Raw genomic sequence first — 13,017 nt, 5'->3', positions numbered from 1 at the left:
TTCCTTCGCTAGTCTCCTCACCGGCACGCCCTGAGAGCGCTCTCAGATCGCATCGTGATGTTCCATCCCCCATCACCGGAACAACGAACGAAGGGCCGAACCCCATGAAACGCACGACAGCTCTGCGCGCAGTCCTGTCCGCACTCCTCGTTGTGGGCGCCACCGCGACGACCGGATCCGCCTCCGCCGCGGAGGACACCCCCGAGGCCTTCCGCGCCCCGGCATCCGCGGGCCTGCTCGACGCCATGCAGCGCGACTTCGGCCTCACCCGTAGCGAGGCGGAGTCCCGGCTCGCCGCGGAGACGGAGGCGACCGCCGTCGAGAAGCGGGCCAGAGCGGCGGCGGGAGACGACTACGCCGGTTCCTGGTTCACCCCGAAGGACGGGCGCCTGACCGTGGCCGTCGCGGGCCGGGACAAGGCGGCCGAGGTGCGTGCAACCGGTGCGACCGTGCAGCCGGTCGCCCGTAACGCCCGGCAGCTCGACACGAACATGCGGCGCCTGAACGCGCTCAAGGCCCCTGACGGTGTGAGCAGTTGGCACGTCGACGCGAAGACCAACAAGGTCGTGGTGGAGGTCCGGACCGACCGGCGGAACGACAACGATGTCCAGCGCTTCCTCGCGCAGGCGCGCGACGCCGGCCCCCTGACGGTCCGGGCCACCGCCCACAAGCCCACGACCCTCGCCGCGGGCACGGTCGGCGGCGACCCGTACTACACGGGCAACGTCCGCTGTTCCATAGGCTTCTCCGTGCACGGCGGATTCATCACGGCCGGCCACTGCGGCGGCGCGGGCCAGGCCGTCAACGGCTGGGACCGCTCGTACATCGGCAACTTCCAGGGCTCCTCGTTCCCCGGCAACGACTACGCCTGGGTCAACGTGGGCAGCGGCTGGTGGACCGTGCCGGTGGTCCTCGGCTGGGGCACCGTCTCCGACCGACTTGTCCGCGGCTCGGCCGAAGCACCCGTCGGCGCTTCCGTCTGCCGCTCCGGCTCCACCTCCCACTGGCACTGCGGAACCGTGCTCGCCAAGAACGAGACCGTCAACTACAGCCAGGGCGCCGTCCACCAGATGACGAAGACCAGCGCGTGCGCCGAGCCGGGCGACTCGGGGGGTTCGTTCATCAGCGGCGACCAGGCCCAGGGCGTCACCTCCGGCGGCTGGGGCAACTGCGGCAGCGGCGGAGAGACCTGGCACCAGCCCGTCAACGAGATCCTCAACCGCTACGGCCTGACCCTGCACACGGCCTGATCGTGCACACTGCCTGAACTGGGCACACGGCCCTACCCCGCACCCGCACCCGCACCTGCACTGACCACGGGCCCAGTCGGCCGGGCCGGTGCGGCCTCGCACCCGCGACATCCGCACCGGCCCTTTCGCCGCCGTCCGCCCGCGACCATCCGGTCTCCGGTGACAGCCGAACTCTCGGCGGAGGTGATGACCGGGAGGCCTGGACGGATGCGATCCACCGCGGTGAGGATCCCTCCCGCGCAGGCACGCCCCGCGCAGGCACGGCGCCGCCGTCGTGCTGGCATCGAGAACGCGGCGAAGGAACTCACGGATGCCGGTCACCAGGCCATCGGCGTGGTGCGCGACGTCACCGACGAGGACCAGGCCGCCGCCGTGGCACGAACTGCGCCAGATAGGTCCCCAGGGCTCCGGCGCGATCGTCACCTGTTCCTCGTTGGGTGGGCTTGTCGGTCTGCCCGAGCGCGCCGCGGCCGAGTACGCACCCAAGGGCATCCGCGTCAGAGCTGTCTGTCCCGGAGTGATCGAGACCTCGATGGTCGCCGACATGCTCGAAGGCCTGGCCAGGCCAGGCCGAGGCCATGGCCGAGATCATCCCGCCTCCGCCGACGACCTGTACGTCCCCCCCCTTGCGCGCGGAGCGGATGGGACCACCTGTGGCCCCCCGACCTGGCTCTGTCCCGTCGTCGCGGCCAAGCAGCCCACGCCGGTTCCGGGGTGGCGAGTTGGGGTGATCGTCCGACGGTTTCGGGTGACGGGGCGGTCCGCGGTGTCTATCGTCTTGCTATGGGTCACGACCCGGGGTTGAACGTGCCGCCAGGGCCCGCGGGCCGGCCGCCGGTGGGGGGTGTGGGTCGCGGGGGCCGGTATGCGGTGCTGTCATTGGGGATCGCGCTGCGGCGTACCGCGGACGGTGATTCACCGAGGATGGGTCTGGATGTGCTGGAGGCGGCTCCTGTTCACGCCGGGAGCGTCACGGAGAGCCTTCAGGGGATTGGGTACGTGCCGTATCCGGCGGTTCCGGCGGGTGATCGGGGCGGGTTCGAAGGGCGCGTCGAGGCGGCGGTGGTGGACGGCGCCGTTGATGTGCTGATCGTGCATGTCGTCGGGCACGGTGAGCTGGCCGAGGGCAGCAGCGAGAAGCTGTATCTGCTGGGCAGTGACGGAAGGCGTCTGGGCAGGCCGGTGAGCACGTGGATCGATCTGATTGAGGATCATCCCGAGGAGCATCGGCCGCTGACCCTCTTCGTGCTCGACGTCTGCTACGCCGGAGAGGCGGCTGTAGCTGCCTGGCACGCGCGGATGGACCCGTTGCGGCGCCGGTCGTGGGTGCTGGCGGCGACCGGACCGAAAGACAGGGCGTTCGGCTACCGGCTGAGCCGGGCTCTGGTGCAGGTCCTGGACCGCTACCGGGCACGCACCCCACGTTTCGATGCGTCCCTGCCCCACATTCCCGCAGTCACGGTATGGCGGGATGTCGCACGCACGGTCATCGAACTGGCCGAGGAGGCGGGGGGTCTGCCGCAGGAGATCCGCACGAGCCTGGTGCCCGCTCACGCCAGCCTCGCCCACCTGCCGTTCTTCCCCAACCCGTCCTACGCTCCTGGCGGCACCCCGTTTGACGCGGCTGGTTCAGGGCTGCCATCGGAGATCGTCCGTCTGACGGACTGGGCGGCAGACCCGATGCACTTCATGCGGCGCGCGGGCGGTGCCGAGCCGGTCCACCAGGGCTGGGAGCAGGGCTACTTCACCGGACGCAGTACTCAACTGGCCGCCCATGCCGCGTGGCTCGACGACGCGACGGCCGGGCCGTGGGTGCGGGTGGTGACGGGCAAGCCCGGGGTGGGAAAGTCAGCGCTGCTGGGCATTCTGGTGTGCGCCGCGCACCCGGTACTGCGTCGGCACACCAGGGCGTTGTGGGCGGGACTCGGCGATCTCGCGCCGGGGGAGAACGAGCACCTCGCGGTGGTGCACGCCCGCCGCCTGTCCCTGGACGACATCGTCGCCTCCCTCGTCCGCCAACTACGCGACACCCTCACCCCGTGCGCCGAAGCCGATCCGGGCCAGGCGATCGAGCGGGCAGCGAGGGACCCGGCAAGCCATCTGCTGGGTCTGCTGTCCGGGCGGGACCAGCCGGTCACCGTGGTGATCGATGCCCTCGACGAGGCCCAGCACCCGGCGGACGTCACCACCGCCCTGCTGGTCGTCCTCGCCCGACACGCACAAGGGGGCCGGCTGCGACTGCTGGTCGGTACCCGTGACGACGAACGGTTCACGCCCCTGCTGGCACTGGCCCGGGAAGCGGGCGGCATTACGGACCTGAGTACGATCGCGCCGCAAGAAGTCCGCCGGGACGTGAGCACCTACGTCAAGCAGCTTCTCGCCGCCGACCAGGTGTACGCCGCTGGAAAGTTGCGGCCCCTGCGCGAGACCCTGGCCACGGCGATCGCTGCCACCCTCACTGCGGAGCCGCAACCCGGCAGTCCCGACCCCGGCTCCCGGGCCCTGCAATGGGGGGAGTTCCTCACCGCGGGGCTCTACACGCACTACCTCCTGCACCCTGCCCAGCCGCCCACTTCCGCCGAGGAGGCCGACCGGCTGGGCAGGGCGGTGCCCCGCGGCCTGCCCGCGCTCCTCGAACTCGACCTGCGACGCCACACCGACCGGCCGCTGCTGCGACCGGTGCTGACCGCCCTCGCCCACGCCCAGGGCCGCGGCATGCCCGAAAGCGTCCTGGCCCACGTGGCCACAGCCTTCACCCCCACCCCCGACGACGCACCACTGCCGCTCCCGGAGCTGTACGCGCTGCTGGACGGCGAGGCCCGTTTCTACCTGCGCCGCGACATCGACGAGGACGGCACCACCCTCTACCGTCTCTTCCATGAGGGACTCGCCGACGCCCTGCGCGACACCCGCAACCCGCCGCCCGGGCAGGACGCACCCGCAGTTCCTGTCCCTGACCCGGCCGGACGCGTCTACGAGCGGCTGCTGCACACGGTGCCGCACGACGCCGCAGGCCGGCCACGATGGCACCTGGCCGCCCCGTACCTGCTCCGGCACGCCGCCCAGCACGCGACCGCCGCCGGGCACCTGGACGCCCTCCTCAACGACGCCGGATACCTCCAGCACGCCACCCCGCACACCCTCGCCGCCACCCTCTCCCATGCCCACTCCGAGCAGGCCCGCCTCAGCGCAGGCGTCTACCGGGCCTCCTTCGCCCTTCACCACGCGCTGCCGCCCGCAGCCCGACGCCAAGTCCTGGCCCTGGACGCGGCACGCTTACGCAACACCCCGCTGCGGGACCAATTGACCGGCGACATGGACTGGCAGGTGCGCTGGGCAACCGGCAGCCAGGTCTCCACCGCGCTGGTCCATACCCTCACCGGCCACACCGGCTGGGTGGCCGCGGTGGCGGTGACCGTGCTGAAGGACCGCCCACACGCCGTGACCGCAGGAGGCGACGGGGCGGTACGGGTCTTCGACCTGACCAGCGGGGCCCTCACCCATACCCTCACCGGCCACACCAACGCGGTGCGGGCAGTGGCGGTGACCGCCCTGAACAACTCCCCCCACGCCGTCACCGGGAGCGATGACGGGGTGTTACGTGTCTTCGACCTGACCAGCGGGGCCCTCACCCGTACCCTCACCGGCCACACCCATGGAGTACGGGCAGTGGCGGTGACCGTCCTGAACAAGTCCCCCCACGCAGTTTCCGGGAGCGCCGACGGGACGGTACGGGTGTGGGACCTGAACAGGGGCACCTGCATCCGCACTCTCAGCGGACATACCAACGGGGTGAGAGCGGTGGCTGCGGCCCAACTGGATAACCGCCCCCACGCCGTCACCGGAAGCAACGACGGGACGGTACGTGTGTGGGACCTGGCCACCGGGGCCCTCACCTGCAGTCTTATCGGCCACACCAGCGAGGTTCGGACAGCGGCTGCCGTCATGCTCAAGGACCGCCCGCACGTGCTGACCGGAAGCACCGACGGGACGGTACGTGTGTGGGACCTGGTCACTGGTGTCCGTACCCGCACCGGCTCCCACAATCTCAGCGGCCACACCGACTGGGTGAGTGCGGCAGCGGTAACCATGCTGCGCAACCGTCCCCACGCCATCACCGCAAGCGCCGACCGGTCACTGCGGGTGTGGGACCTGACAACCAGCAAGCTCGCCCGCGCAGGCACTGGCCACACCAACTGGGTGAGCGCGGTAGCGGTGATGATGCTGAGCAACCGACCCCACGCCGTCACCGGAAGCAACGATGGGGCAGTGCGCGTGTGGGACCTGACCACCGGAGCCCTCACCTGCAATTTCACCGGCCACACCGATCGGGTGCGGGCGGCAGCGGTGACCGTGCTGAACAACCGCCCTCACGTCGTCACCGGGAGCGCCGACGGGACGGTACGGGTATCCGACCTGACCGCCGGAACCCTGACCCGCACCCTCACCGGCCACACGGACCAGGTGTGGGCAGTGGCTGTGACCCGGCTGGAAGACCGCCCTCACGCCCTCACCGGAGGCGACGACGGGACGGTACGGGTCTTCGACCTGGCCACCGGAACCCTCACTCGCACCGTCACCGGCCACACCGATCGGGTGCGGGCGGCAGCGGTGACCGTGCTGAACAACCACCCCCACGTCGTCACCGGAAACACCGACGGGACGGTACGGGTATCCGACCTGGCCACCGGAACCCCCACCCGCACCCTCACCGGCCACACCAACGCGGTGCGGGCAGTGGCGGTGACCACCCTGAACAACTCCCCCCACGCCCTCACCGGAAGCGCCGACGGAACCGTGCGCCTGTGGAACCTGACCACCGGCGCATGCCTGACCGCCTTTCACTTCCCCACGTCCGTGTCCGCGCTGGCAGCAACCCCTGATGCCACCGTGGTGGTCACCTTCGGCTTCGAAGTGGCCGTCCTGAGTCTTGAACCCCTGAAAGGCAGGCTTCGTTGACCAGTCCTGACAGGCCGCCCTTGCGGGTAGTGGCCGTACACGGCGTCGGCAACAGCTTCGGCACCGGCATCTCCGGCTCCCGGCTGGAAGAGCTCCGTGCCCTGAAAGCCGCCGCTCACGTACGTGAGCTGGCAGATGGCCTCGACATCTCACCGGAGCGGATCGACCTCGACTTCGCCTACTACGCCGACACCCTCCACACCGGCTCACCCGCCCAGGGCGAATCGGCCAACGACTTCCTCGACGACCCGCTGGCCCAGGACATGCTCACTGCCTGGGCCCAGGAACTGGGCGTCCCCGACGAGGTGTCCCAGGGCCATGCCACGGTGCCGTTGCGGGCGCTGTCCTCCTGGGTGGCGCGCAGATTCGACCTGGCCGAAGGCCCCTTGAGGGTCTTCCTGCGGACACTGTTCCCCGAGGTCGCCGTCTACCTGCGTGCCGACGACGCCCCCGAACGCACCGCAGCACGCGAAGAGGTCGCCGCGCGCATCGCCCGCCACCGCCCACGGGTCGTCATCGCCCACTCGCTCGGTTCGGTCGTCGCCTACGAAGCCCTGCACGCCCACCCGGACCTGCAGCCCGACCTGTTCCTCACCCTCGGCTCCCCACTCGCGCTGCCACGCGCGGTCTTCGAGCGCCTCATTCCTCCACCACGTCCCACCGGCCCTGCTCTCCGCGGCGCACGGTTACCCGGACAGACGCGGTGGGTGAACATTGCCGACCCCGGCGACCCCGTGGCCGTCCCGCCCCGGCTGGGCCGCCACTTCGACGGGGTTGCCCTGGACCACACCACCGTCATCAGCCCCCTCTTCCACTTCCACCACTCGACGAACTACCTGAAATCCGCGACCACGGCCGCGACCCTCGCCCCCTACCTCGGCCTCTGACCCCGCCCGACCCGGCCAGACGCCACAACCGGGACCGCACGCTTCCGCACATCGACGACATCTGGCTGCTGTGTCACCACGCCTTCGCGATGAAGTAGTGGGTGACCACGATCGTCATGCGTTCGGCGGCGATCTCGCTACAGGGCGCGCAGGACGGCGGTGACCTTGCCGAGGATGGTGGCCTCGTTGCCCCAGATCGGGGCGAAGTCCTTGTTGGCGGGCAGGAGCCAGACCTGATCGCCGTCGTGCTTGAAGCGCTTGACGGTGGCTTCGCCCTCGGCGGTCATGGCGGCGACGATGTCCCCGCTCTGCGCCTCGCTCTGGGAGCGGACGACGACCTGGTCGCCGTCGGCGATGTGCGCGTCGATCATCGATTCGCCGACCACGGTGAGGACGAAGAGGTCGCCTTCGCCGACCAGTTGGCGCGGCAGGGTCAGCACGTCCTCGGTCTGCTGCTCGGCGAGGATGGGGGCACCGGCGGCGATCCGGCCGACCAGCGGCACGTTCGCCGCGGCCCTCGTGCGGGGGCCTTCACCGGCAGGACGGGCGGCAGAGCCGGGGCCGGGCTGCTGTGCGTCGTCGCGGATGCGGTAGGCGCGGGGGCGGTGCGGGTCGCGCTCCAGGACCTGCTTGGTCTCCAGGGCGCGCAGCTGGTGGGCGACCGAGGACGTCGAGGTGAGGCCGACGGTCCCTCCGATCTCGCGCATGGAGGGCGGGTAGCCGCGCTCAGTGACGTGGCGGCGGATCGCGGCGACGATCGCGGCCTGGCGGTCGGTGAGCCCGTCGGTCCGGGGGCGGATGCCGACGGGCCGTCCGGGCCCGGTGGTCGTCGCGTGCATGAATCTCCCCGTTTGTGATCCTTCCGGTGCGATGACCGTACCCCGCTCCTCTTTCAAATGGGAACGCGCATTCTATTTTTCGGGCCCACAGCCCTTGCGCCGCACGGCATCCGGGCCGGTGGGAGGTGGGGCCGCCAAGATCTCTCCGCGCCGCAGGGTGCCTTGACCGCTAGAGTCGTACATACGTTCGATAAATGGTCGGGCGGGGTGTTCCGAGCGGAGGGGTGGGAGATGGGAGGCAGGTCATGGCCGGTTTTACCGCGCATCTGCATGCCGCTTCCGGGTTTTCCGCCCGCTACGGCGCCTCTCACCCCGAAGCCCTGGTCCGGGCTGCTGCCGACCGCGGCGTTGACGCACTGGCGCTGACCGACCGCGACACCGTCACCGGTACCGTGCGCTTCGCCAAGGCCGCCGCTGCCGCAGGCATCAAGCCGGTCTTCGGCGTCGACCTCGCCGTCGAAGCACACGCTCCCGCGCCGCAGGCGGCGTCAGTACGACGTCGTACGCCGGTGCGGGGCGGCGCCCACGTCGCGGAGGCCCCGCTGCGTATCACCCTGCTCGCCCGCAACAAGGCCGGCTGGGCAAGGCTGTGCCGCCTGGTGTCGGCGGCGTACGCCCGGCCGTCCGGTCCGCCGGTGGTCTCGCACGCGGCGTTCGCGCAGCACGGCGTGGACGGCCTGGTGGCACTGCTGGGGCCCTCCTCGGAGCCGGTCCGCGCGCTTACCGCCGGCCGCCCGGACCGCGCGGAGCGACTGCTCGCCCCGTGGCGGGAGCTGTTCGGCAGCGCCCTGCGCCTGGAGGTGCTGTCGTACGGATCCGCGGGCACCGGCCCCGGCTCACTGCGTCTGGCCGCCCGCACTCTCCAGGTCGCCGACCGGTGCCGTATCCCCGCCGTGCTGACCAACGCGGTCCGTTACGCCGACCCCGTCCAGCACCGGCTCGCGGACGTCCTGGACTCCGCGCGGCTGCTGCGCCCGATCGACCGTCGCCGCCTGGACTCGGGGGAGCGGTGGCTCAAGGGCCCCGCGGACATGGCGGAGGTCGCCTCCCGGATCGCTGCGGCGGCAGGCGAGGGGCAGCAGCGGGCTGCCCGTCTGCTGGCGGAGACCGATGCGACCGCGCAGTCCTGTGTGCTCGATGCGGTCGCCGATCTCGGGCTGGGGCGTCCGCACTTTCCCGAGCCTCGGGTGGTCGGTGCGGGAGACGGTGCGGGGGCAGCGGCTGCGCTGCTGCGCGAGCGGGCCGAGGCCGGTCTCGTCCGCCGGGGTCTGCACCACGTTCCGGCGGCCGTGGACCGGTTGGGGGAGGAGCTGCGGGTCATCACCAAGCTCGGCTTCGAGCAGTACTTCCTGGCTGTCGCCCAGGTCGTCGCGGACGTGCGGGAGATGGGTATCCGGGTCGCCGCCCGGGGTTCCGGCGCCGGGTCGATGGTCGACCACGCCCTCTACATCGCGACCGCCAACCCGCTGGAACACAATCTGCTGTTCGAGCGGTTCCTCTCCGAGCGCCGCAAGTCGATGCCGGACATCGACATCGACGTGGAGTCCGCCCGCCGCCTTGAGGTCTACGACCGTATCTTCGAGCGCTTCGGGCCGGAGCGGGTCGCGGTCACCGGCATGCCCGAGACGTACCGCGCCCGCCACGCCCTCAGGGACACCGGCCTCGCGCTGGGAATCGCCCCCCAGCAGGTCGACAAGATCGCCAAAAGCTTTCCGCACATCAGGGCGTGCGACATTTCCTCCGCGCTTGCCGAGCTTCCGGAGCTCCGCCCCCTGGCCGAGGAAGCCGAGTCGGGACGGTTCGGGCCGCTCTTCGACCTCGCCGAAGGCCTCGACAAGCTGCCGCGCGGGATGGCCATGCATCCGTGCGGCGTCATCATCACCGACGCCACCCTGCTGGACCGGCTGCCGGTGCAGCCCACCCCGGGCGGTCAGTACCCGATGGTCCAGGCCGACAAGCACGACGTCGAAGACCTCGGCCTCATCAAACTCGACGTGCTCGGGGTGCGGATGCAGTCGAGCATGGCGCACGCCGTCAACGAGATCGCCCGCACCACCGGCCGGCCCCGCATCGACCTCGACGACCCCGCCCAGGTGCCGCTGGACGACTTCTTCGCGTTCAAGATGATCCAGAACAGCGACACCATCGGCATGTTCCAGCTCGAATCCCCCGGCCAGCAGGACCTCTTGGGCCGGCTGCAGCCCCGGGATCCGCAGGACGTCATCGCCGACATCAGCCTGTTCCGTCCCGGCCCGGTCTCCGGCGGCATGCCCGCCAAGTACATCGCCGCCCGCCACGGCGCCGCCCCCGCCTACCCCCACCCCGACCTCGAACCCGTCCTCGCGGACACCTACGGGGTGACGATCTGGCACGAGCAGATCATCGACATGTTCGCCGTCCTCACCGGCTGCGACCGCGCCATGGGCGAAGTCGCCCGCCGCGCCCTCTCCGACGGGAGCCGCCTCCCGAACGTCCGGACCTGGTTCTTCCAGCAGGCCCGCACCCGCGGCTACACCCGCGAGGTGCTGGAGGAGATCTGGTCGGTCATCGAGGGGTTCGGGGCGTACGGGTTCTGCCGCGCGCACGCGGTCGCCTTCGCCGTACCCGCCCTGCAGTCCGCCTGGCTCAAGGCCCACCACCCCGCCGCCCTCTACGCCGGGCTGCTGGAGCACGACCCGGGCATGTGGCCGATGCGCGTGATCGTCTCGGATGCGCGCCGCCACGGAGTGCCGGTCCTGCCCGTCGACATCAACCACTCCGCCGCCGCCCACCGCATGGAACAAGTACCCGACGGCAGGTGGGGAGTGCGGATGTCGCTGTCCTCGGTCAAGGGCATCACCGAGGACGACGTCCAGCGCCTCGTGGCCGGCCAGCCGTACGCAGGACTCCCCGATCTGTGGGAACGGGCCCGCCCGTCCCGCCCGACAGCGGAGCGCCTGGTGGAGATCGGCGCACTGGACGGCGTACGCGGCAGCCAGTCCCGCCGCGACCTGCTCCTCCAGGTCGGAGAACTCCACCACCAGAGCCGCGGGCGCCAGACCGAGGGGCAGCTCCCGCTCGATGGGCCGGCCACGGCCACCGAGCCGTCCGGCCTGCCGGAGATGACCGCCCGGGAAGCCCTCGGCTCGGAACTGGAGATCCTCAAGGTCGACGTCACCCAGCACCTGATGGACCACCACCACCGGATGCTGCGCGAGGTCGGCGCCACCGACGCCGCCCACCTCACCTCCCTGCGCGCCGGGCAGTCCGTACTGGTTGCCGGGGTGCGCGCCTCCACCCAGACGCCGCCCATCGCTTCAGGCCGGCGGGTCATCTTCGTGACCCTCGAAGACGGCTCCGGTCTCGTCGACATCGCGTTCTTCGAGGACTCCCACGAGGCGTGCGCCCACACCGTCTTCCACTCCGGGCTGCTCCTCGTACGCGGCACCGTGGAGGAGCGCGGGCCGCGCCGCACGGTGGTGGGCTCGATGGTCTGGGACCTGGACGCGCTCGCCGAAGCCCGCCGCGACCACGGGCCCGAAGCCGTGCTCCAGCTGCTGGGACGACGTACCACCAGTCCCACCCCCGCCCAGCCGCATCGCACCCTGCCCCACGGCGCCACCCGCCTCCACCCCTGGGCCGACCTCCAGCCCGCGGGCACCCGCTCCGCCGACCTCACCGCCTACGGACACCGCAGCCCCGGGAGCGCAGGATGACCACCCCCACCACCACCCCCGCCGCGACCGGTGCCGCCGTGCGCGAACGGCACATCCTGCGCGTCCACTTCCACCTCCCCCACGAGGACCCCGACCTGTACGAGGAACTCATCGAGCTGCTCAGCACGCTCACCCCGCTCGTCCAGCCGCTGCCCCCACTGGCCGCGGACCTCGACATCTCCGGATCGCTGCGCCTGTTCGACTGCGACGGCGAGACACTGGCCCGCCTGCTGCAGATACGGGTGATGGCCCTGCACGGCATCGAGACCAGCATCGGCCTCGGCCCCAACCGGATGCTCGCCTCGATGGCCGCCGACGCCACCGAACCCGGCGAACTCACGCACGTCCCCGCCACCCCCGACGCCATCGCCCGGTTCCTGCGCCCACGCCGCACCGCCGCTCTCCCCGGCATCGGCCCCAAGACGGCCCGCACCCTCACCACGCACGGACTCCACCACATCGGCGCCCTCGCCGACACCCCGCTCCTCACCCTCCAGCGTCTCCTGGGCACCGCCGCCGGCCGCCACCTGCACGAGCGGGCCCACGGTGTGGACCAGCGGCCGGTCGAGCCCGGCGAACTCGCCAAATCCCTCAGCGCCCGGCACGACTTCCCCCGCGACGAACTCGAACCCGCCGCCCAGCAGCGGGCCCTGCTGGCACTCGCCGAAGAACTCGGACTGCGCCTGCGCACCTCCCACCAGATCACCGGCACCCTGACGGTGACGGTCCGGTACGCGGACCGCTCCACCACCAGCCGTACCCGCACCCTCACCGAGCCCACCCAGCACAGCAAAGCTCTGGCCGCGGCCGCCTACGACCTGCACACCCAACTCGGCCTGCAGCGGGCCCGCGTGCGCGCACTCACCCTCCGCGCAGAAAGACTCGCCCCCGCCGCGGCCGCCTCCCACCAGCTGACGTTCGATCCCGTCGACGACCGGGCCCGCACGGTGGAAACGGTCGCCGACCGCCTTCGCGCCCGCTTCGGCCCCACCGCGCTGATGCCGGCTTCTCTCGCGGTGCCGGATCGCACCCGCTCCCCGCGCGAGCGCGCGGCCGCACACCGCCGGCACCCTGGCGGCGCGAACCCGGAGAGGAAACCCGCCGCGTTACGAGCCCCCGCCCCCACTCAGCACACAGGACCAGACACCGGACCAGCGCAACATCAGGAGCCGCAGCCATGAACCGGACACCCACGAACCGGACACCCCCTCCTGGATCAGGCCACCGCCATCAGCTCCGGCGCTTCGTACGGCCTGCGGATCACCGTCAGCTGACCACCGGCTCCAGGGGGTGCCCCGAATTCCCCGTATTCCCTGATGCATGCGACTGGTGTTCGAGGGCAGGCGCGCCAGCAGGCCGGACAGTACGGGCGGAGACGCTCACAGCA

At 71.3% G+C, this 13,017-nt stretch carries 7 protein-coding genes; 6 read left to right on the top strand and 1 reads right to left on the bottom strand.

Annotated features, from left to right (window positions below):
* Positions 1-104: 104 nt before the first annotated feature.
* The 4 genes from ACIA73_RS00230 (at position 105) to ACIA73_RS00215 (ending at position 7,096) form a co-directional block, all read left to right on the top strand.
* Positions 105-1,250, top strand: coding sequence for a S1 family peptidase (locus ACIA73_RS00230; RefSeq protein ID WP_399435942.1), 1,146 nt, complete (start codon positions 105-107; stop codon positions 1,248-1,250).
* Between the two features lie 310 nt (positions 1,251-1,560).
* A complete protein-coding gene (locus tag ACIA73_RS00225) occupies positions 1,561-2,055 on the top strand; it encodes an SDR family oxidoreductase (RefSeq protein WP_399435941.1) in 495 nt (164 codons plus the stop codon).
* Between the two features lie 119 nt (positions 2,056-2,174).
* Positions 2,175-6,209 carry an AAA family ATPase gene (locus tag ACIA73_RS00220; protein WP_399435940.1) on the top strand — a complete coding sequence of 1,345 codons (4,035 nt, stop codon included), beginning with the start codon at positions 2,175-2,177 and terminating at the stop codon, positions 6,207-6,209.
* Positions 6,210-6,238: 29 nt separating this feature from the next.
* Entirely contained in the window at positions 6,239-7,096 is an 858-nt protein-coding gene (locus ACIA73_RS00215) for a hypothetical protein (RefSeq protein WP_399435939.1), read from the top strand.
* 137 nt (positions 7,097-7,233) lie between these two features.
* On the opposite strand, the gene lexA is transcribed toward ACIA73_RS00215, so the two are convergent.
* Positions 7,234-7,935, bottom strand: coding sequence for a transcriptional repressor LexA (gene lexA / locus ACIA73_RS00210; protein WP_399435938.1), 702 nt, complete (start codon positions 7,933-7,935; stop codon positions 7,234-7,236).
* A 245-nt stretch (positions 7,936-8,180) separates the two neighbouring features.
* On the opposite strand from lexA, the gene ACIA73_RS00205 reads away from it, so the two are divergent.
* Positions 8,181-11,630, top strand: coding sequence for a DNA polymerase III subunit alpha (locus ACIA73_RS00205; RefSeq protein WP_399435937.1), 3,450 nt, complete (start codon positions 8,181-8,183; stop codon positions 11,628-11,630).
* Positions 11,627-12,811: a DNA polymerase thumb domain-containing protein gene (locus ACIA73_RS00200; protein WP_399435936.1), complete on the top strand. Its 1,185-nt coding sequence runs from the start codon at positions 11,627-11,629 to the stop codon at positions 12,809-12,811. The genes ACIA73_RS00205 and ACIA73_RS00200 overlap by 4 nt, the downstream gene beginning before the upstream one ends.
* The last annotated feature ends 206 nt before the right edge of the window (positions 12,812-13,017 follow it).

Source organism: Streptomyces sp. NPDC051561, assembly GCF_044454195.1.
Taxonomy (GTDB): Bacteria; Actinomycetota; Actinomycetes; order Streptomycetales; family Streptomycetaceae; genus Streptomyces.
This window is presented reverse-complemented; position numbering and strand designations above follow the sequence as displayed.

Coding starts and splice junctions, on each gene's coding strand:
- ACIA73_RS00230 (WP_399435942.1), top strand. CDS start 105: ATGAAACGCACGACAGCTCTGCGCGCAGTCCTGTCCGCACTCCTCGTT.
- ACIA73_RS00225 (WP_399435941.1), top strand. CDS start 1,561: ATGCCGGTCACCAGGCCATCGGCGTGGTGCGCGACGTCACCGACGAGG.
- ACIA73_RS00220 (WP_399435940.1), top strand. CDS start 2,175: ATGGGTCTGGATGTGCTGGAGGCGGCTCCTGTTCACGCCGGGAGCGTC.
- lexA (WP_399435938.1), bottom strand. CDS start 7,935: ATGCACGCGACGACCACCGGGCCCGGACGGCCCGTCGGCATCCGCCCC.
- ACIA73_RS00205 (WP_399435937.1), top strand. CDS start 8,181: ATGGCCGGTTTTACCGCGCATCTGCATGCCGCTTCCGGGTTTTCCGCC.
- ACIA73_RS00200 (WP_399435936.1), top strand. CDS start 11,627: ATGACCACCCCCACCACCACCCCCGCCGCGACCGGTGCCGCCGTGCGC.